We start from the raw sequence: 20,761 nt of genomic DNA on the forward strand, positions 1-20,761 counted from the left end.
CTCGATGAGCTTGCACGCCCAGCAACAAGACATCATGGAGGAGCTCCAGGAGCATCTGGCCACCATCGCCGGGGGTGCTCCCGCCGTGGAGCTGGGGCGGGTCTACGAGGAGGTGGAGCAGTGCTTTCAGGCGACAGCCTGCTGTGCCTTGCTCGTGGCCGCGGACAGAGCGAGCTTCCAGAAGCACCTGTGCTGGGCGGCGCTGGCACGGCGGGATTATCTCCGTCGCATCCGTGACGAGGGCCCTCCGAACGATTTTCGGTGTGCCAGGGGCCGAAGCGAGGCCTTCTTCTGCGCGGTGGCCGCGGGCGACATCGCCTTGGCTGTCGAGATTGGCGACCTGTCTCCCTCGGTGTGGATACCGGATGGGGAATACGAAGATGACTTCGCGTATCAGTGTTTTCTCCACCAATGCCTGAAGCGCGCCGACCCAGTCGTCAGGGGGACAGTGCTTCGGCGATTCGAGGCGGCCGTCAAGGACAGTCACTCGAGCCGCTTCGACGTATGCACGGCGTTGCAGCAAGGCTCTCGTGAGGATTTCGAATCAGCCTTGGAGGCGGTCATCGACGGGCACTGCCTGGAACAGGACGACCTGAGTCCTCACTCCGAGGATGTGTCGACGTTCGAGCCGCGAAGCCGCGTCTTCATCGAGGGGCTGGCGCTGCTTCGAATCGCGAGCACCCAGGGGCTCCACTCCACGGCACGGACTTTTCGCCGATGCCCATGGAGTGTCCGTGAGTACGCCCTTGAGGGCAGGCCGGACGATATCTTCGCGGAGATGACGAAGCTGAGCGGAACACGGCGGCCCACGCGCCGAGGCTCGTCGCCGGCCTGACTCCCTCGCGCGTCACGGCGCGCTCCCTCAAGCAGGGTGGCGCCGGGGTTGGAGGAGGAGATCCCCGTCCATCCGCCAGCGCATGAAGGCCCACCGGAGTCCCTCACCCCCGAGCAGAAGAGCGATCTGATCGCCTTCCTGCGTCGGCTCTGAGCCGCACCAGCGAGTCACAGGTGAAGTTCCTGCGCGGCGCAGGAGCGAAGCCCGTGGTGCCCGCCCGCCTGCTACCCGCAAAGCGCTCCTGTTCTTCTCATCCTCGCGCCAGGCGTCCGCCGAGGACGCGAACGCGTTCTTGGGGAACGCGGGCCGTGCATGTCCTGGAGCGCTCGCTCGCCCTCCAGGCGGGCTGAGTGTGTTGCGGCACAGCGCTTGCTGTGCCTTGAAAAGTCGCCCGCAGTGGCACGGCGAGAAACCGCGTCGTGCCTCTCGACCTTGGCGCAGGCCCCCTCTTGCCTGCCCTGCGCCATGCATGACGGCCTGGGTAACGCCGCTTCGGAGCCCTCATCGGCCTACGTCCTCCCCGGACGCCGCCCACGGACGTCGACACGAAGCTCACGCATGTCTTTTACGCGCGAAGTCCTCGCGATGGATCCGATACATGTCTTGTGGAATTTGTGGGAAGAGCGTGGGGGCGGGCCAGGGTGCAAAGGCCGTTTTCTGCACCTCCTGCACGGAAGATCTGAAAGCAGAAGGCGTCCCCGTCGACTGGGCCACGAAACAGTACCTGGCGACTCGACTCCAATCGACCCTGCAGACGCTCCAGCAGCGTTATCAACGCTTGCGCGCCCAGTCGGCCGCTGGCTCGGGCGCCAGCGCCGTGGCATCCAAACCAAGCAAAGAACAGGTCCCGAAGAACCCCAAGGGGGCGGCGACAGGGTCAGCCGCTGCCGCTGCCGCCGCAGGGGCCTCTTCACTGGGAAAACACTGGGAAGGGAGAGGGGGGCATCGTCGACGCAAGCCGCTGACGCCTGAACAGCAGATCCAGTTGGACTCGCTCTATTCGGATTTGCAGCTCCCGTATGTGGACATCCTGGTCAACAGTGCGGACCAGAATGGTTTTGGCGACCTGATCAACGGCCTGCATACGGGGCGTCTGCTTCACCAGGGGACGGGATGGAGGATCGTCGCCACCTCGAACCATTCCCAATTCGACACGATGCTGTCGAGTTTTCCGTGGGTCAGTAAGGTGCAGGAAGTGGGATGGAGTCCGGATATCTCCCTGGAGACTCCTGCTGCCACCACTACGGAGGGGGATCTGGCTGTATCGGAGTATAGCTATCGCGTCGGGAGGGCGCTGGACGTCTTCACAAGGCAGTCGGGGTTGGGGGACGGTGAAATCGGTATCATGATCAACAAGGAGTTGAGAGCGCCGATCCCACTTGCCGAGTTGAAGCTGTCCGATGCCGAGAAGTCCGATGCCGAGAAGTCCGATGCCGAGAAGTCCACAAAGGCGCTTTGTGACTTCTTGAGGAAGTACCACCAGGGGTGTCGGTTCTTTTTTGGTTATGGTGCCGGCCAGAAGTCCAAGGCTCGATACGATCTTTTACTGGATCGCGTCGTGTTTGATGTCGGCATCAAGAATGCCATCGTCTTGCCCGTCAATCACAATCTCATGGAACAGGGCGGAGCGGGCGGTAAAGGTCGGCGCAATAAGGCGTCATACATCGGCGAGTATTGTCGGACTCGAGGACTCCGCGTTCTGGAGGTCGAGAAGAATAAGTGGTTCAGTGTGTCTACTCTGATCCAGGATGATCGGACGACAAAGGTTGTGGCCATGGAACCGGGCGCGGTGATTCCTTATTCCGTCATGCAGAAACTGTGGCGCGCCGCGGATAGGTCATTCACTATCGCAGAGGGGGATCAGTCTTTCGGTGAGGCTATTTCAGCAGGCATCCCGATGGCCTATCAACTCTGGCCTGATGGCAAAGGTATAATACACAAGCAGACATTGTTTGATAATTTTGTCAAGAGGAGTGGCGGTGGTGATGTTGCTGAGTTTGTCAGGGTATGTGCCAACTATCCGGATGGAGGAGTCGATGTTCGGCAGAGGGATTGGATTATCGAGCGCTGCAATGACAGGGATTTTTTGCGGCGATATGTCAATTCCATGGATCTGATCGCGAGCAATCACGATATACAGGGGCGACTGCAGTGCTTTGTCAAGCGGCACTGGTTGCGAAATAACCGGGCGCGGTTGCTGGGAATCAATTCGGATCTCGGTGCTTTGGTTGGAGAGATTGTCGAACTGGAGGATCGCGGAGAGTTCGATCTGGTTGTGGCGCAGACCCGGAAGATGGTTGCAATGTATCGCGCGGTGATCTTTGACTTCAATGTCAAGCAGGGGGTTCTGGATAAAGGCCCGGGTTCTGTTGCTAAAAGGGCCGCAGCCGTCAAGGACGCCTTGAATCCAGGGCCGGGCGGCGCAGCCGGGGCTCTGACTCATCCCCCTGTCGCGACGGGGACGTTCAATCCCGAACTCCTGAATTTGATTTCGGACTATGAGCGCACGGACGTTCTGCCCGCCATGGGTCCGATGGGGGCGGCAGGCGCCTCGCCAGCGGCAGAAGCGGCGGCAGCGGCAGCGGCGGGCGCCGCCCCTGTTGGCGTATCGGCCGCGGCGGCAGCGGGGGTGGCCTCGCCTTCAGGGAAGCAGGGAGCCCCTTCGTGAGCTGAACGAGCGCATCCTGGCGAGTGCAGGTTCCGCGGGTGGGGACGCTCGGCGGCGCGCTACCTGGGCATGTTCAGATTCGCGCCAGGAGAGGAGTGTCGCGAACCCTACCGCGACGGGACGGGCCCTGTTACACCTGCCCGGCCTTTCCCCAGGAGTCCCATGGCCCCCTCACTCTTCGACGACCACGGCTACCAGGACGTCCCCAACCGCGAGACGGGTACCCACCTCTCCGCGGCGGATGACCGGACCCTTCGCATGGCCATGCCGCCCGTGGACGGCGCCTTGCTCGATGCCCTGGTGCGCTACCAGGAGACCTTCCTGGCCCACGCCGGCTCGGACCCAGGGGCGGAGACCCTGGCCCGGGCCCACGGCCTGGCCCAGACGGCCTCCGGCCTGGACTCCCAGGCGCTGGAGCAGGGCATCGCCATGCTGCGCGCCTTCGGGGGCCGCCGGTGGACGGCTCGGAAGCTGGACGACAAGCTGCGTCAGCTCGAGGCGACCTCGGAGGGCCCGCCGGAGGAGCTGCGGACCCGCGTCCGGGACGAGCTGGGAAAGCAGGAACGGGAGACGGTGGCCCTGGGCCGCCGCTATGGCGAGGCCACCCTGGCGCTCCTCCGGGAACGCGAGGCCTCCCTCCTGGACCTCCACACCCGGATGACCGGACTGCTCAGTCAGGGATGACCACGGGCCCAGGTTCGGTTGATTTCCGTGCCCGACCGTCGCATAAGGGCACGTTCTTGCTCAGAGAATCCCCATGAAGCGCTACTTCATCCACACCTTCGGCTGCCAGATGAACGTCAACGACTCGCTCCGCATGAGCGAGGTGCTGGCGAAGATGTCCTACGAGCCGACGCCTGTGCCGGAAAACGCGGACCTCATCATCCTCAACACCTGCTCCATCCGCGAGAAGGCCGAGGACAAGATGCTGTCCGCCCTGGGCCGCTACAAGCCCGTGAAGGCCAGTCGCGGCGCGCTCATCGGCGTGGGCGGCTGCGTGGCCCAGCAGGAGAAGGACCGCCTCATCAAGAAGGTGCCGTACCTGGACTTCGTCTTCGGTCCCGACAACATCGCCCGCCTGCCGGACATCATCGGCCGCGTGGAGTCGGAGCGGGCTCGGGTGGTGGAGACCGCCTTCGTGGACTCGGAGGAGTACGTCTTCCCGCGCGCGGACCCGGAGACGTCTCGCGGCAAGGTCACCGAGTTCGTCACGGTGATGAAGGGCTGCGACAACGTCTGCTCGTTCTGTGTCGTCCCGCACACCCGCGGCCGTGAAGTGAGCCGCGCCTTCCCGGAGGTCCTCCTGGAGGTGGACTCGCTGGCGAAGGTCGGCGTGCGCGAGGTGACGCTCATCGGCCAGAACGTGAACTCGTACCTGGGCGGTGTGTCCTTCGCCCAGTTGCTCCTGCGCACCGCCGAGGTGCCGGGCATCGAGCGCGTGCGCTTCACCACCAGCCACCCGCACGACCTCTCCGACGAGCTGATTGAGGCGTTCCGCACGCAGCCCAAGATCGCGCCGCACTTCCACCTGCCCGTGCAGTGCGGGAGTGATCGCATCCTGAAGATGATGCGCCGCGACTACACCGTGGTGCAGTACATGGAGCGGCTCAACAAGCTGCGCGAGGCGCGGCCGGGCATCGCCGTCACCACCGACATCATCGTGGGCTTCCCCGGGGAGACCGAGGAGGAGTTCGAGATGACGATGAAGCTGACCGAGGAGGTCCGCTTCGACAACCAGTTCTCCTTCATCTACAGCCCCCGCCCCAAGACGGGCGCGGCGCTGCGCGAGAAGGACTGGGGCCCCATTCCGCACGAGGTGAAGATCGCCCGGCTGGAGCGCTTGCAGAAGCTGCAGCGTCGCATCAGCGCGGAGACGACCGCGGCCCTGGTGGACTCGGTGGTGGAGGTGATGGTGGAGGGCCACTCGCGCTACGACGCCGCCAAGCGCTTCGGCCGCACGCCGGAGAACCGCACCGTCAACTTCGAGGGCGACGCGCCCACGGGTTCCTTCGTGACGGTGAAGGTGGATCGCTCCACGCCCAACCAGCTCTCCGGAAAGCAACTGGCGGTGTTGCAGTTGCCCACCGTGGAGCCGCTGCCGGTGGCGCCGCCCGTCTCGCCGTTCCACGTCGTCGCGGAGGCCTGAGGGCCGCTCGCGCAAGAGGTGACTGCATGGCGCTGAGAGCGTTTCGCGGGGTGACCCCCCGCGTCCACCCGAGCTGCTTCGTGGACGACTCCGCCCAGGTGGTGGGGGACGTGGAGCTGGGCGAGGACTCCTCCGTCTGGCTCAACACGGTGATGCGCGGCGACGTGAATCCCATCCGCGTGGGTAAGCGCACCAACCTCCAGGACTTGTCCCTGGTCCACGTCACCGGCGGCAGGTCGAGCACCGTCATCGGTGACGACGTGACAGTGGGACATCACGTCGTGCTGCACGGCTGTACGGTGGGCAACCGCGTCCTCGTCGGGATGGGCGCCATCCTCCTGGATGAGGTGGAGATAGGGGACGACTGCATCATCGGCGCGGGGACGCTGCTGACTCCCGGGACGAAGGTGCTTCCTGGCTCCATGGTGATGGGGGCTCCCGGCAAGATGAAGCGGCCCCTCACCGAAGCGGAGCGCGAGTTCCTCCTGATGTCCGCCCATCACTACGTGCAACTGGCCTCCGAGTACCGCGCCAGCCGCTGACTCGCCGGCCCGCGCGGCCCGTGTTAGGACCCAGCCTCATGGCTCTCGTGCCTGCGAACACCCTCAAGGCGTGCCCTCTCTTCAAGGGCTTCACGGACACCGGCATCCAGATTTTCGCGGGCGTGGCCGTGCCGCGTGCCTTCCCGAAGGGCACCGCGCTGTTCACCGAAGGCAAGACGGGGGAGTCGCTCCTCATCGTCGGTGAGGGCACGGTGCGACTGAGCGCCAGGAGCCCCTCGGGTGACGACGTCCCGTTGGGCGAAGTGGGGACCGGCGAACCCCTGGGCGAGCTGGCCCTGGTGCAGAAGGGTGAGCGGCTCTGCACCGCCACCGCCGTCACGGATGTCTCCGCGCTGGAGATTCGCGCCGCGGACTTCCAGAAGCTCCTGGCCACCAAGCCGCAGGCCTGCGTGAAGCTGCTGATGGGCATCGTCGGCTTCTTCGGCCAGAAGGCCCGCGACAACCGGGACATGATTCGCACCCTCATCGGAAAGGCTCCGGCCGTCTGAGAGGCCCGTGGTAGCGTGGGCGCCGGTATGCGAGCCCCCCACCTGGCCTTCCTCCTACTGCTCGGGGTCCATGCGTCGGCCCCCGCGCACGCCGGGTCGACCGCTCAGGTTTCCATCGCCCCCGAGGAGGACTGGTTCGCGAGCCAGTACACTCCGGGTGGCCTGGAGGTGCGCGCCGATGTCCGCGTCTTCACGCTGTTCGCCCTGCTGAACCGCGCCGGCTACGACGCCGGCCCCGTCGAGCGGGCCCACCCCGTTCCCACCTATCGCTACGGCCGCGCTCGCACGCTCGTCCGGGAGAAGCTGGCGACAGCGGCCCCGTCGGTGCTCGAGGAAGCGCGGGCCTACTTCGCCGCGCACCCGGAGCCGGTGGAGGTGTACCTGGCGCGCATCCTCGGAGGCCCCGATGTGCCGGGCGCTCCTGGGGACCTGGTGGGGCTGGAGGCGCTGCTGGCCCGCGTGGAGCGTGAGTGGCCCGTGGCGGCGCTCCGAGCGGAGACGCTGCCCGACTTCCGCGCCGCGCAACGCGCCTGGTTGCCCCTGCTGGACGGCCCGTTCAAACAAGCAGCCCGACTTCTGGGCCTACGGGAAGGTGAGCCAGCACCCCGGGTGGTGGTTAATCTGCTCGAAGCCGAGGGAAGCGTGCGACCGGTCGACACGGGGCGCGGGTGGGTGATTGTGGTGGGGCCTGCGACGCGAGCCCCCGAGCCCGAGCCCGTGGTGCGCGAGCTGGCGCGGGGGCTGTTGTCCTCGCGACTGGCCGGCCGCCTGGGTGCTCGCTGGGCGGGTGGGGCGGCGGCGCTGAAGGACGCGCGGGCGAAAGGGGCGGGCGAGGGGACGGTCGACGACTACGGGGTGGCGCTGCTGAGCCGAGCGCTGGCCCTGACGGCGACGGGGGCACCAGCGGGGGCCTACGAGGCGGCCCAGCGCGAGGGGTACTTCGGTTTGAAGACCCTGTCGCGGAGTTTTGAGGACACGCGCCCGGTTGATGTGTGGGCGCTGGATGGGCTGGCTCGGGCGGTGACCCAGCAAGCCAATCGGAAGTGAACGGACGGGACAACGCGTGCAAGACCTTCTCACCAACCTGCTCGGCGACTCACAGGGTTTCATCGCCTATGCCACCGTCTTTGGCATCCTCGTGGCCTGCGGCCTGGGGGTTCCCCTGCCGGAGGACATCTCGCTCATCCTGGGCGGCTTCCTGGCGCACAAGGGCGCCGCGAGCCTCCCGGTGATGATGGCGGTGGGCTTCGCCGGCATCCTCGTGGGTGACAGCCTCATCTTCTTCGCCGGCCGTCGGCTGGGCGGAAAGCTGGGGCGCAACGGCGATGGCAAGGGCGGAGGCTTCTTCGCGCGCATCGTCACGGCGGAGAAGCGCGCGCGGGTGGAAGGGCTCTTCGAGCGCCACGGACAGAAGATTGTCTGCATCGCGCGCTTCATGCCGGGCGTGCGCGCCGTGACGTACTTCACCGCGGGCTCGGTGGGCATGTCCTACTGGCGCTTCATCTTCTGGGATGGGCTGGCCGCGCTCCTGTCCGCGCCCATCTTCGTGTGGCTCGGCTTCCACTTCGGCGGCGAGCTGGACATGCTCATCTCCAAGTTCAAGGAAGGCCAGTACGCCGTCATGGGCGTGCTCGCGGTGGCTGGCATCGGCTACTTCCTGTGGCGACGCAGCCGCGCGGCGGCGAAGAAGCAGCAGGAGAGCCTGGCTCCCAACTCGCCCGTGTCGACTCCGTCGCTCTCCTCCAACGAGTCCTCGCCCCCGAGCGCGTCTCGCAACAACGTGAAGGGCGGCTCCGAGCCGCTGTTCAAGGTGAGCTCCACCTCCTCGGAGAAGTCGCCGGTGGTGGACTCCTCGCGCGAGCTGATGAAGCACTGACGACGCGCGTGACTCGCCCGTCACGTGCGCACGTTCGTCATTTGAGCTCATAGGAGCCGCGAGGCTCCCTGAGTCCATGGCAGGCAGGCGCGAACGGGCTGGCGACGCAGTGCGGCGACTGTTAGTCCCTCGCGCGAGTTCAGCGCGGCGGACCATGGCAGACACGACAGTGCAGGGCCCCACCCGGATGGGGTTGTTTCGGCTGACCTGGCCGATCTTCCTGGAGCTCCTCCTCTTCATGATGATGGGGACGGCGGACACGCTGATGCTCAGCGGTGTGTCCGACGACGCGGTCTCCGCTGTCGGCGTCGTCAATCAGTACCTGTTCATCTGCATCCTCATCATGGAGGTGGTGAGCAACGGCGCCTCCGTCGTGGTGTCCCAGTACCTGGGTGCGCGACGTTCGGAGGAGGCCGCGCGCATCTCCGCGGTGGCCATCACCCTGAACCTGTTGCTTGGCGTAACGGTGAGCGCGGGGCTCCTGCTGTTCGGCGATGCGCTGCTGCTGCGGATGAACCTGCACGGCATCGTGTTGGAGCACGCGCGCACGTACATGGGAATCGCCGGAGGGTTCATCTTCCTCCAGGCGCTCATCAACGTCTGCTCCAGCCTGATTCGCACCTACGGCTTCACGCGCGAGTCGATGTTCATCGCGCTGGGGATGAATGCGCTGCACGTGGGCGGCAATGCGCTGCTCATCTTCGGGCTGCTTGGCGTTCCCCGACTGGAAGTGGCCGGCGCGGCCCTGTCCACGGTGGGAAGCCGCGCGGTGGCGCTCGTCGTGTTCGCCTGGCTCCTGTACCGGGTGATGGACGTGAAGATGCGGGCGCGCGACTACGTGACGTTCTCCCGCGACACGCTCCGGAAGATCCTCCGGGTGGGGATTCCCTCCGCCGTGGAGCAGGGCACGTACCAGTCCTGCCAGGCGGTGTTCCTCTACTACGTGACGTTCCTGGGGCCCACGGCGCTGGCCTCGCGGCAGTACGCGAATGCCATTTCCCAGTACATCTTCCTGTTCAGCCTCGCTGTCGGCATGGGCACGGCCATCATCGTGGGCCGGCTGGTGGGCGCGGGGCAGGTCGACGAGGCGTACCGCCGGGTGCTCCAGAGCCTGAAGTGGGCGGTGGCCATCACCTTCGTCGTGGACGTGGCGGCCATCCTGGTCCGCGCGCCGCTGGTGGGGTTGTTCACCCATGACGGCGACATCGTCCGGCTCACGTCCCAGGTCATCGTCCTGGGGCTCCTGCTGGAGACGGGGCGCTCCTTCAATCTGGTCTTGGTGAACGCGCTGCGGTCCGCGGGGGATGCTCCCTTCACCGTCTACATGGGCTTCTTGTCCATGGTCTGCATGAGCCTGCCGCTGGGCTACGTCCTGGTCTTCAAGCTGAACCTGGGGCTCGCGGGCGTGTGGCTGGCCGTCGCCGCCGATGAGTGGCTGCGGGGCATCTCCATGTGGATTCGGTGGAAGAGCCGCGCGTGGGAGCAGAAGTCCCTGGTCGACCCGGTGGAGGCGCCCGCCGTGGTGGCCGTCGTGAGCGCGTAGCCTTCAGTCATCTCAAAGACCTGGCGTGCGCGGCGGGGGCTTGCTCCAGGCTTGGTGGCATGAAGTGAGCAAGGCCCGCCTGGACTTGCTCATGCCCCACGCATCTCCAAGTTGATGCGGAGCTGACTTCTGGACATCCGCAGGGGAGGCGTTCGGTATGGGGCTTCAAGGCATTGGTTCGAAGAAGCGGCTGCTTTCGCTGGTGCTCTGCGCGGGCGGACTGGTGAGTGGTTTGTCGCCCGCGCTCGCGGCACCAGGGCAGGCAGCCGCGGGTCCCCAGGATGCTCCCGCGGTCGACCCCAACGCCATCAAGGCCTTGGAGGAGATGGGCGGCTTCCTGAGGAGCTTGCCTGCATTCGCGATCACGGCGGAGACGACCACGGACGAGGTCCTGGACAGTGGTCAGAAGATCCAGCTGTCCTCGGAAGCAGAGCTCCGCGCGCGCCGCCCCGACAAGCTCAGGGTCGACATCAAGTCTGACCGGAAGCAGCGCCAGTTCTTCTATGACGGGAAGACCTTCACGGTGAATGGCCCGAAGGGCGGTTACTACGCCTCGTTCGATGCTCCTCCCACGCTGGCGCAGACCATCGCCACCGCCGAGCATCGCTACGGTGTCGAGATTCCATTGGTCGACCTCTTCTACTGGGGGACGGACAAGAGCGGCATCAAGGACATCCAGTCGGCTATCGACGTGGGGCCCGCCACCATCGACGGCGTGGAGACCGAGCAGTACGCCTTCAAGCAGCAAGGCGTGGACTGGCAGGTCTGGATCGAGAAGGGGGACAAGCCCCTGCCTCGGAAGCTCGTCATCACGAACACCCAGGACCCCACGCAGCCTCAGCACGTCGCGGTCCTCGATTGGAACCTGAAGCCCAACGTCGGCAACGCGGTGTTCGCGTTCAACCCCCCGAAGGGCTCCCACCGGATTCAATTCGATGCAGGCCCGTCGAATCCCGGAAGAAGCCCGTGAGCCAGGAGCCTGAACCCATGAGCCCCCATTCATTCCTGAAGTCCCTCGCGGTCGTCCTTGGCTTCGGACTGCTCGCAGGAAGCGCCGAGGCGCGTGCGGTCCGCACCACGACGAGGACTCACGTCAATTCCAACGTCAATCGGGATGTCGACGTGCACCGCGACATCGACGTGGATGTCGACCGGAACTATCACCCGGTCGCGACGGCCGCCGCCGTGACGGCGACCGCCACTGTCACAGCGGCGGCCATTGGCTCAGTGGCCCGCTCGCTTCCTCCGGCGTGTTCAACGGCCGTGGTCAGCGGCGTCACGTACCAGAACTGCGAAGGCACCTGGTACCAGCCTCGCTACTCCGGTACCGAGGTCTCCTACGTCGTGGTGAACCCGCCCAGGTGAGCCGCGAGCCCGGTGGATGGGGCAGGGCGGTGGACTAGAGTCGCTTCCCATGAAGCGACTCCTCCCCGTCTGCCTCATGGTCCTCGTGGGCTGTGCCACCACGAAAGCACGTCCGCCCGAATACGCGACGTTCATCCAGAACGACTACACCGCGGCGATCGCCCAGGCCCGCGCCGAGCACAAGCCGCTCTTCGTCGACTTCGGCGCGGTGTGGTGTCCGCCCTGTCGGACCATGGAGGCCCAGGTCTTCGCCGCGCCAGACTTCATCGCGAAGGCGAAGGACTATGTCCTGCTCGCGGTGGACGTGGATGACCCCATCAATGAGCCGCTCCTCGAGCGCTTCCCGGTGGACAACCTGCCCACGTTGCTGGTGCTCGACTCCGAGACGGAGACTCCCGCGGTGCGCTGGATGGGAGGCGCGGCGCTGGAGGATGTCCTGGCGTTGCTCGACGATGCGCGGCGCGCGCTGAGCGCCCAGGTGTCGGGGCCGGAGCTGCTGCTGCTCGAGGGCGACCGCGCCCATGCCCGGAGGGAGCACGAACTGGCCGCGCGGAAGTATCAGGAGGCGGTGGAGCAGGGCCCCAGGGATTGGATCCGTCGCACCCGGGCGGTGGAGTCCGCGCTCAATGCACTGTGGAACGCGGAGGCCTTCCAGGCCTGCGCGGAGTACGCGGTGAGGACCGTCCCCAGCCTCGACGAGGAGGGGCAAGCGGGCCCGGCGAGCACCGGCTATTCGTGCGCGAGCTACGCCAACGAACCCAAGCCCTGGGCCGCGCCGGCCATGAAGGCGCTGGAGGTCTACTTCGAGAAGGCCTTCGAGCAGGCCCAGAAGCACGGCACGAAGAGCCAGACCTGGCTCTACGACTCCATGGCGGACCTGCTCGCGGCGAGGGGCGACAAGGAGGGCGCCCGGAAGCTCTCCGAGGAGTACTACGCGAAGGTGCTCGCGTACCGCGCCGAGGAGACCACCGCGCGGGGCAGGGCAGCGTGGGACTCGCAGCTCTACAGCGCCGCCGAGTTGAGCGGGCACCTGGCGGACACCCTCGAACTCTTCGTCCAGACGGAGCGCGAGCTCCCGGACGACTTCTCCGCCAGTACACGGGTGGCCGCGAACCTCCGAGAGCTCGGCCGCTATGACGAGGCGCTCGCCGCGACGGACCGTGCGCTGAAGCGGGCCCAGGGCGGCCGACGGTTGGCGGTCTGGCTGAGTCGGGCGCGGACGCTGGAGCGGGCGGGACGCGAGGACGAGGCGCGCAAGGACCTGGAGACGGCGCTCGCGGAGGCGGAGCGGCTGCCCAGGATGCAGCGGGAGTTCTCCCAGTACGCGGTGGACGCGGTGCGCGCCGCGCTGTCCTCGCTCCCAGGCGCGAAGTGAGTACCGCTATTCCAACAAGGGCCTGTCGGTCGTAAACGCGGGCCAGGTGAGCTCCCTGCTGGTCTCGCGCGACGTGAGCTTCATTGGCTTCGGCTCAGCTACATCATCGTCCGCAACTGATTCAACGGGTGGGTTGGCCCTCGCTCCAGGGCCAACCCGCATCCCCCACCCAGGAGGAGCGAATCGTGTCCGTGCTCCAGCATGGGCGCATCCTGGAATAGGTCCAGGCGACTGGAGCGCCCCTATCGTCAGCGCGTGCGGCAGACTGAACGGGTGCTGCCGTCCATGCTCGATATGACCGTGGAGATCCGCATCCACGGTACCGACCTCATTTCCCGGGATGCCAGCACCCGCCCGTTCCTCCTCGGGCAGCGGGCCTTCACCGCAGGACAGGCTCAGGACAGCGCAGGCGCCAAGAAGAACACTTCTCCAGCCACAATCACTGTTCATCGGGTTTCTCCTTGTCCGGGTGCCGCATTCCCTGTGAGTCATTTCCCTCCGAATCGAACGGTCGGAGGCTTCGACGCCGAGCGACGAGCGGCCTGTCCCGCTCGGGACTTGAGGGGACAGGCCGGTGGGAAGCGACTACAGCTCTGTCGTGAACTGCACGCGCGACTTGCAGGGGTGCGTGCCCTGGGCCACGTCGTCGAAGTCGATCATGTTGCCGCTCGGGTCCTTCGGGTAGCCGGTGCCTCCCCACGGAGCGCCCGAGTTGAACCGGGTGACTCCGCCCGCCGTGGTGTACAAGGGGTAGCCGGCCGAGGCGGCGGGCGTGGAGGAGATGTCCAGGTTCTTCGCGCAGTTCGTGGGAGCGCCGGCCGGGAACGTGATTCCCACCTCCTGCAAGGCGTTCGCGCGGATGTTGTAGAGCACGATGAAGGGCGACGCCTGGGACATCGTGTCGGTGCGCGGCATGAGCGTGCCCGCAGCGTTGGGCAGCTTCAGGCTGAACTGGACGGTGCCCGTCGTGCCGAAGCAGGTCTCCGGGAAACCCACGAGTTCGATAATGGTGCAGGCGGGCTCGCGCTTCTCGATGTCCGCGTTCCACATGCCCAGCCCGCCCGTGCTGATGGGGACGGCGCCGGAGATGCTGCTCGTGCCCTGCATGGTGAAGGTGGTGCCCGTTGGGCCGAACTGCATGCTGGCGGACTTCTCCTCCCACTTGCCCGTCGTCTCGTTGAACTTCCACATCGCGAGTCGACAGGTGCCGTCGGAGACACACGCCGGCATGCTACCCACCTGCGTGGGCACGGGGATGAAGCCCGTCGCGGTGGCACCCGTCGCCAGGTTGAGGGCCGCGCCGCTGGCATCGGTGGCGCCCACGAAGACGGCGCCCACGGACTCGAGCGCGACCTGCTGCCCGCTGGAGTTCACCGCCGTGAAGTCGCCAGGCATGCGCATCGGGTCATAACTCGCGACGGTGATGCTGACCGGGCCCGTGGCCGGCACGCCGCTGGCGTTGACGAGCGTGTTCGCCTTCAGGTTCACCTTCACGCCGCTGGGCGTGGTCACCGTGCTGTCCACCGTCGGGCTGACGGTCTGCACGAAGCCCGTCTCAAGGGTGTGGTTGAGGCTCGTCTTGCTCGCCGAATAGAACTCGGTCGCCGAGGCCAGTCCGTTCTTCCGGAGGGTGAGGACGTAGCCGTTGGCCGACGCCACGACGGACATGAAGTACCGGCCGGTGGTGTCCGTGGTCCGGGAGATTCCGTTGATGACCACCGTGACGCCCGCCTGCACGGCGCCCGCCGAGTTGCGCACCGTGCCCGAGAAGACGGCCGACGTGGCGAGGTCCGCGTTAGCCTCCCGCGTCTCATCGCCCACGGCCTTCGAGTCCTCCAGCGCTCCGCAGCCAGTCGCAAGCAGCGCGGGCACGACGAAGATGCTGCACAGACGTCTCAGATTCATGGCAAGCCTCCATGCTGGGTTTGAACAGACACGAATCCACCGCGCCCCCGTCGTCTCCGGAGGCGCCCCGCCCTGACTGGCCGCGACTACTGGATGTTGAGGGTGAGGGTGCCGCACCGCGTCCGGTAGCCATCCACGACGATGCGAAGCTGCCGTCCCGCCGAGAGCGTCACGGCGACGGACGACTGGAACGTGCTGGCGTTCACGTCGTCGTTGCATCCGAGCGCCGCGCCGGTGTTCGCGTCGAAGAGGGACAGCACGGTGTCGAAGGAGGAGCCCGTCGTCGACACGGTGAAGGTGCCGGACGAGGGCGCCGTCCAGGTGAAGCTCCGGTCTGGCGCGGTGCTGCCGGCGCTGCACGCGGGCGTGGAATCGTTGGTGGCGGTGCACGTGTCCGCCTGCACCAGCCCCGAGCCCAGGCTGCTCCCCAGGTCGCTCCCCACGTCGGGCGAATACAGGTCGGCCGTCGCGAGATGGCCGCTGCCACCGGTTCCGCCCGTCACCAGGACCTTCCCATTGGCGAGCAGGGTCGCGGTGTGCTCACCGCGGGGGCTGCTCATCACGCCGGCGCTCGTCCAGGTGTTGGTCGCCGGTGCGTAGAGCTCGGCGCTGTCCCGGCTATAGGCCCCCGCCGCCAGGACCTGACCGTTCGCGAGCACGGTCGCGGTGTGCATGTAGCGACCGATTCCCATGGGCGCCACCGGGGCCCAGGTGTTGGTCGCAGGGTCGAATGCATCCACACTGGGCGGCAGGCCCGTTCCGCTGTTTCCCCCCACCGCCAGCACCTTGCCGGTGGGGAGGACCGCAAGGGGGAACAGCGCTCGGGCCGTGCTCATGGAGCCCACGGACGACCAGGAGTTGGTCGCCGGGTTGTACACCTCGGCGCTGGACCAGAAGGGAGTCCCCCCGCTGTAGCCCCCCGCCACCAGCACCCTTCCATCCTCCAGCAGGGCCGCGCTGTGCTGCTTGCGGGCGCTGCTCATGGAAGGCACGGCCGTCCAGATGTTGGTCGCCGGGTCGTACAGCTCGGCCGCGTTCGTCGACGAATTGACGGGAGCGCCCCCGGCGACCAGCACCTTCCCGTTCTGCAGCCGGACCGCCGTATGGAAGGCGCGCGGGCTGATCATGGAGGCCACGTCCGTCCACGAGTTGGTCGCCGGGTTGTACAGCTCGGCCTGGGCCAGGGTGCCGGTGGGGCTCTCTCCTCCCGTGACGAGCACCCTACCGTCCTGCAACAGGGTGGCGGTATGGGCCCGGCGTCCACGGAGCAGGGTGCCGGCCGATGTCCACGTGTTGGTCGAGGGGTTGTACTGCTCGGCGGCGGTCGGGAAGTTCCAGGTCGTCGTGATGTAGAAGCCGCCTGCCACCAGCACATTGCCATTCGCCAGCCGGGTCGCGCTGTGGAGCGACCGGAGACCCAACATCGGCGCCGCAGGCGACCAACCCGCTGCCCAGGCCCCACTCCACGCCACGCTGGCGATGAGCAGGGAAATGATGAAGGCCATGCGGCTGGAAAGGTTTTTGTTCACTGACATGCGCACCCCCGTTCACGGATGGTGTGCTAATTATCACTTATTCATGGATTGCAGCTAGGTAATTACTATCGTGGATTCCACGTATGACGTTGCTGAGAGGCAGCGACATCGTCTCATCCTGGAACCCGTGGGTCACCGTGTGGGCGTGAAGCACCAACATGTCCGGCGAGATCGGAAACGGCCGCCCGGAGGGTAATCCATCACTCTTGCGTCACTCCACCACCGAGAGTGGTCTGCTTTCACGAAGATTGTCATAGCACCGAGACTTTTCCTTTGTACGCTCTCCGTCTAGCCTTGCTGCGCAGGTGCGAGCCGGGTTGTGGGATGGCAGAGCTGCGGAAGAAGCAAGGTCCAGCCTGATGTCGAACACAATGAATACACGTGGGGTCATGACATGCTTCGCATCCAATTGATTGTGTCGTTGACGCTGCTTGTCCTGTCGAAGCCTGCCGCAGCCGAAGCTCTCAGCGTCGTCAATGTCGGTGCACCAGCGATCAACTGTGTCTTCGACACCCGTTGCACGCTGTCTGTCACCGACTCGAGCGCCACCATCCCTCTGCCAGGAACCTCCGGGACCGCGCGCTTGCAGACGCGCACATTCACAGGAGCGACCGGTGCCCCGGCTCAGGGGTACTACGGCTACGAGTACGTGGTCGACCTGACCAATGCCACCGGCATCACCCACATCCCTTGCGTCCAGTCGCTACGAGTCTCCTTCGGTCCTGTGGCCTCCTTTCAGTACAACGGCACGGGGCCGACCGATCAGGTCTATGTCGTGACTTCCGGTGGGAGCGGCACCATCGGGCTCTCCTCCGCCAACAAGGTGGGCAATGAATTCACCTTCACCTTCGCAACCCCGGTTTGCGCTGGAGGAAGTCCCGGGACTGGAAAAAAGAGCTTCTTCTTTGGCCTTGCTTCCGCCTCGGCCCCCACGGCGGTGACCGCGGTGATCGTGAGCAGCGGAACGTCCCTCTCCATCGGGGCGCGCGCCCCCATACACGACAAGTGCACGTCCGGAGTTCCGTTGTCACCGGCTTCCGACCCGTGTGTCTCGTCGGTCTGCACGGCCGACGCGTACTGCTGCAGTTCCTCATGGGACAGCCGTTGTGTGGGCGAGGTCCGAACAGTCTGTGGCAGCCTGACGTGCGCAGAATCGGACGGCACTTGTGCGCATTCGCTCTGCACGCCAGGTGCCTCTCTCGTGAACCACTGTGACAGTGCGAAGGCTGACTGCGTTTCAGCGATCTGCGCGGTCGATCCATTCTGCTGCTCCGTTTCTTGGGACAGCCTCTGTGTAGAAAAGGTCGGGAGCGTCTGCGGCAAGAACTGCGAATGAAGCGACCGTGAATGGACACTGGGGTTTCTGGGTGGCGCCCCAAACGCTCACGGACCCACCACACGAAGTGCGGGAGCGCCACGGAAGCGTGTCCGACCGACGGGTGACGTCCGCCGGATGCTCCCTTCCGCTCGCGCCGCAGGGAGCCGCGCTGTCCGCACTCCCAGGCGCGAAGTGAGGTCCGGTGTGCCAGGTGCTCCCCCTGGCCCATTCCCTCCGTCTCCTCCCGTGACACGGTGATTTTACATCGTCGGATGCCCGGCACCGCACGGCCGTGGGTTGAATCGCGGCCTTCCCGCCACGAGACTTGCGCGCCAGCAGGCAGGTCAGCACCTTCCCGCCGCCCCATCCCCCCAGGAGAGAGTCGCATGCGCATCCTCTCGGTGCCCCTCATCGTCGCCGCCCTCCTCGCTGGTTGCAGCGAGGACCCTGACCCCACGCCAACGCCCCAAGACTCGGGCGTCCCCCAACAGGATTCGGGTGTCCCGCCGGAAGACGCGGGTGTCCCGCCGGAAGACGCGGGTGTCCCGCCGGAAGACGCGGGTGTCCCGCCGGATCCGCTTCCCAGCGGTCCTGAGGTTCCGCAGGGTCCGCCCAACGTGCCCGAGTTCTCTCGAGCCTTCCCCGAGCAGACACGCGCGCCGGCCATTCAATCGAAGACGGCAATCCAGGTCACCGAGATTGCTTCTGGCTTCAGGAACCCCTGGGCCATCGCCTTCCTGCCCGACCAGCGCATGCTCGTGACGGAGAAGGCCACCGGCTCGCTCTACATCGTCACTCCGCAGGGCGCGAAGTCTCCCGCTGTCACGGGGCTGCCCGCCGTGGATGCCCGTGGCCAGGGCGGACTGCTCGACGTGGAGGTCGGTCCCGACTACGCGCAGAGCAAACTCGTCTACTGGACCTATGCCGAGCCACGCCAGGGTGGCAACGGGCTGGCGGTGGCGCGCGCGAAGCTCGTGGAGGAGGGCTCGCAGCCTCGCGTGGAAAACGTTCAGGTCATCTTCCGAATGATGCCGACACTCGAGTCGACGCTGCACTCGGGGGGACGGCTGGTGTTCACCCCCGACGGCAAGCTGTTCGTCACGCTCGGAGAGCGCTCCATCCTCGCGGGCCGGGTGCAGGCGCGGGACGTGAAGAGCCACTTCGGCAAGGTGGTTCGCATCCATCCCGACGGCTCGGTGCCCCAGGACAACCCGTTCGTGAACACCCAGGGCGCGAAGCCCGAAATCTGGTCGGTGGGTCACCGCAACATCCTGTCGGCGGCGCTCGACAGCCAGAACCGGCTGTGGACGGTGGAGATGGGGCCCAAGGGAGGGGATGAGCTCAACCGGCCCGAGGCGGGCAAGGACTATGGCTGGCCCACCATCGGGTATGGCGAGGAGTACTCCGGCGCGCCCATCCACGACAGCCCGCAGGGCCCGGGCATGGAGCAGCCCGTGTACTACTGGGACCCCGTGATTGCCCCCTCGGGGATGGCCATCTACACGGGGACCCTGTTCCCCGAGTGGCGCAACGACATCTTCGTGGGCGGTCTGGTCAGTCAGGCCCTCGTGCGGCTCATGATTCGCAATGACCGCGTGGTGGGCGAGGAGCATCTCCTCAAGGGCCGCAACGAGCGCATCCGCGAGGTGGTGCAGGGGCCCGATGGAGCCCTCTACCTGCTGACCGACGCCACCAATGGCAAGCTGCTCAAGGTCACACCGCGCTGAGGTTTCCGCCCACCGCGGCGGGATTCGCGCTCCCCAAGTGACTGGGTCCTCGGGGAGCGCGTCCCGGCGCCGCGCTGAGAGGGGCGTGGTGGCGACCGGTCGTTTGGCGATTGGCCGTCAGGGGCCTCGCGCGTCAGCCCCTTCCCGGGTGTGTGCGCCTCCGGGGGGCGGTGCGGGTGGGGCTCTGGTAGACGTGGAGGAATGAGTCGACGACGTGCCTCGGAGGAACTCCACGCGCTGCTGGGGGAGCCGGCGCCGGACTGGGAGCGCCTCAGCAAGGTGCTCAAGAAGCTCCCGGTGGACGTGGACCCAATGCTCGCGGCGGGGGCGGCGCTGCAGCTCCTTCCAGCGGACCGCTCGTTCTTCGGGTCCTTCGGGCAGCACTGTCAGCGGTTGCCCGCGCCTGTCATCCGCGCGGTGCTGGAGCGGCTCGCGAGGGATGTGCGTCCGGCGGTCTTCTTCCTGCGCGAGAGCGTGGACCGGGAGGGCTCCGACGAGGCCCTGTGTGCGTCGTGGCGGACAGCGCTCCAGGGGATGCTGGATTTGAATGTGACGTATGGCTGGGGCTCGAAGCAGCGCAAGACGAAGCTCCAGGGGCTGGCGGAGAACCCCGTACTGCTCCAGGCGATCCAGACCGTCGTCGTGGCCAGCGAGGAGGTGTCCCTGGACATGCTGGCGGTGCTGACCATCGACGCGTCCGAGGCGTCGCTCGACGCGCTCATCCCCCATGTCGAGCGGGCGGTGCAGTCTCAGGGGTGGGAGTTGGACAGGCTGGAGGACCTGCGGACCCACGCGCGCTCCACGCCGGCCCTGGATGCCCTGTTCGAGCGGATGGAGGCGCTGCTCCAGGCGCGTCGTGCCCGCTCGCCGGCGCTGGAGCTGGCGCGCGCGCTGGGGTTCGGCGAACTGGACGTCTTCTGGTTCAAGCTCTACGCGACGGGCGGCGAAGAGGGAGACGCGCGGTCGATGACCTACCGCTACCACTGTCATCTGACGGTCGACAGCCGGGCTCCGGTCTGGTTCAGCTTCTCCATGTCCACCTGGGGCCCGGACGGGGAGCCAGGGCGAATCGTGCCGGTCTTCGACTTCGACAGCGAGAGGCTCCAGAACGACACGCTCGGGCTGGGGGCCTGCGAGCCCACGCGGTTCCCCGAGTGGATGGCCCTGGCCGCGAAGCGGCTGCGGAGCGATTGGGACCTCGAGCAGGTGTCGGTCATGAGCAGCCTGAGGGGCCGGCAGCGCACGCGGCTCGTCAAGTGGCTGAGGGGTGAAACTCCTCCTGGGAAATAGGCCGATGATTTCGGCCTGATCCGGCAGTCAATGCACGTGAACCCTCAGCCACGTCCTTGGAGACGCATGGCTGACTCAGGACGGCGCATCGCGGTCCCAGAAATAGAAAGGCCCTCGGAGCTTCCCT

The 20,761-nt window shown here is 66.4% G+C and carries 17 protein-coding genes; 15 read left to right on the top strand and 2 right to left on the bottom strand.

Annotation, left to right across the window (positions count from 1 at the left end; genetic code table 11):
* Positions 1-4: 4 nt before the first annotated feature.
* From HUA78_RS19890 to HUA78_RS19945, 12 genes are all read left to right on the top strand, one after another.
* Complete coding sequence (locus HUA78_RS19890; RefSeq protein WP_174476927.1) at positions 5-835, top strand: Imm49 family immunity protein; 831 nt, start codon at positions 5-7, stop codon at positions 833-835.
* Positions 836-1,433: 598 nt separating this feature from the next.
* Positions 1,434-3,503, top strand: coding sequence for a hypothetical protein (locus HUA78_RS19895; protein WP_174476928.1), 2,070 nt, complete (start codon positions 1,434-1,436; stop codon positions 3,501-3,503).
* A 162-nt stretch (positions 3,504-3,665) separates the two neighbouring features.
* Positions 3,666-4,187: a hypothetical protein gene (locus tag HUA78_RS19900; RefSeq protein ID WP_174466264.1), complete on the top strand. Its 522-nt coding sequence runs from the start codon at positions 3,666-3,668 to the stop codon at positions 4,185-4,187.
* A gap of 73 nt (positions 4,188-4,260) precedes the next feature.
* Positions 4,261-5,649 carry a tRNA (N6-isopentenyl adenosine(37)-C2)-methylthiotransferase MiaB gene (gene miaB / locus HUA78_RS19905; protein WP_174463819.1) on the top strand — a complete coding sequence of 463 codons (1,389 nt, stop codon included), beginning with the start codon at positions 4,261-4,263 and terminating at the stop codon, positions 5,647-5,649.
* 26 nt (positions 5,650-5,675) lie between these two features.
* Positions 5,676-6,191 (top strand): gamma carbonic anhydrase family protein, encoded by a 516-nt coding sequence (locus HUA78_RS19910; protein ID WP_174466263.1) that lies wholly within the window; start codon positions 5,676-5,678, stop codon positions 6,189-6,191.
* A 38-nt stretch (positions 6,192-6,229) separates the two neighbouring features.
* Entirely contained in the window at positions 6,230-6,700 is a 471-nt protein-coding gene (locus tag HUA78_RS19915) for a cyclic nucleotide-binding domain-containing protein (RefSeq protein WP_141644409.1), read from the top strand.
* Between the two features lie 27 nt (positions 6,701-6,727).
* Positions 6,728-7,747 (top strand): hypothetical protein, encoded by a 1,020-nt coding sequence (locus HUA78_RS19920; RefSeq protein ID WP_174463818.1) that lies wholly within the window; start codon positions 6,728-6,730, stop codon positions 7,745-7,747.
* Between the two features lie 16 nt (positions 7,748-7,763).
* Complete coding sequence (locus tag HUA78_RS19925; protein ID WP_174464536.1) at positions 7,764-8,576, top strand: DedA family protein; 813 nt, start codon at positions 7,764-7,766, stop codon at positions 8,574-8,576.
* A 154-nt stretch (positions 8,577-8,730) separates the two neighbouring features.
* Positions 8,731-10,119 carry an MATE family efflux transporter gene (locus HUA78_RS19930; protein WP_174455541.1) on the top strand — a complete coding sequence of 463 codons (1,389 nt, stop codon included), beginning with the start codon at positions 8,731-8,733 and terminating at the stop codon, positions 10,117-10,119.
* Between the two features lie 157 nt (positions 10,120-10,276).
* Entirely contained in the window at positions 10,277-11,089 is an 813-nt protein-coding gene (locus tag HUA78_RS19935) for a DUF2092 domain-containing protein (RefSeq protein WP_174464535.1), read from the top strand.
* 17 nt (positions 11,090-11,106) lie between these two features.
* On the top strand, positions 11,107-11,484 hold the full coding sequence (locus HUA78_RS19940; protein ID WP_141641109.1) for a hypothetical protein: 378 nt from the start codon (positions 11,107-11,109) through the stop codon (positions 11,482-11,484).
* Positions 11,485-11,533: 49 nt separating this feature from the next.
* Positions 11,534-12,859, top strand: a complete 1,326-nt coding sequence (locus HUA78_RS19945) for a tetratricopeptide repeat protein (RefSeq protein WP_174464534.1) — start codon at positions 11,534-11,536, stop codon at positions 12,857-12,859.
* A gap of 585 nt (positions 12,860-13,444) precedes the next feature.
* On the opposite strand, the gene HUA78_RS19950 is transcribed toward HUA78_RS19945, so the two are convergent.
* The gene (locus HUA78_RS19950; protein ID WP_174464533.1) at positions 13,445-14,764 is read right to left on the bottom strand and encodes a carboxypeptidase-like regulatory domain-containing protein; all 1,320 of its coding nucleotides are present in this window, start codon (positions 14,762-14,764) and stop codon (positions 13,445-13,447) included.
* An 86-nt stretch (positions 14,765-14,850) separates the two neighbouring features.
* Positions 14,851-16,269 (bottom strand): kelch repeat-containing protein, encoded by a 1,419-nt coding sequence (locus HUA78_RS19955; RefSeq protein WP_174464532.1) that lies wholly within the window; start codon positions 16,267-16,269, stop codon positions 14,851-14,853.
* A gap of 424 nt (positions 16,270-16,693) precedes the next feature.
* Between HUA78_RS19955 and HUA78_RS19960 the strand changes: the two genes are divergently transcribed.
* The 3 genes from HUA78_RS19960 (at position 16,694) to HUA78_RS19970 (ending at position 20,634) form a co-directional block, all read left to right on the top strand.
* On the top strand, positions 16,694-17,635 hold the full coding sequence (locus tag HUA78_RS19960; protein WP_174464531.1) for a hypothetical protein: 942 nt from the start codon (positions 16,694-16,696) through the stop codon (positions 17,633-17,635).
* Between the two features lie 368 nt (positions 17,636-18,003).
* Positions 18,004-19,344 (top strand): PQQ-dependent sugar dehydrogenase, encoded by a 1,341-nt coding sequence (locus tag HUA78_RS19965; RefSeq protein ID WP_174463809.1) that lies wholly within the window; start codon positions 18,004-18,006, stop codon positions 19,342-19,344.
* Between the two features lie 201 nt (positions 19,345-19,545).
* Positions 19,546-20,634, top strand: coding sequence for a hypothetical protein (locus HUA78_RS19970; protein WP_174464530.1), 1,089 nt, complete (start codon positions 19,546-19,548; stop codon positions 20,632-20,634).
* Positions 20,635-20,761 lie beyond the last annotated feature (127 nt).

The sequence above is a fragment of the Myxococcus sp. CA033 genome (assembly GCF_013336625.1).
GTDB lineage: Bacteria > Myxococcota > Myxococcia > Myxococcales > Myxococcaceae > Myxococcus > Myxococcus llanfairpwllgwyngyllgogerychwyrndrobwllllantysiliogogogochensis.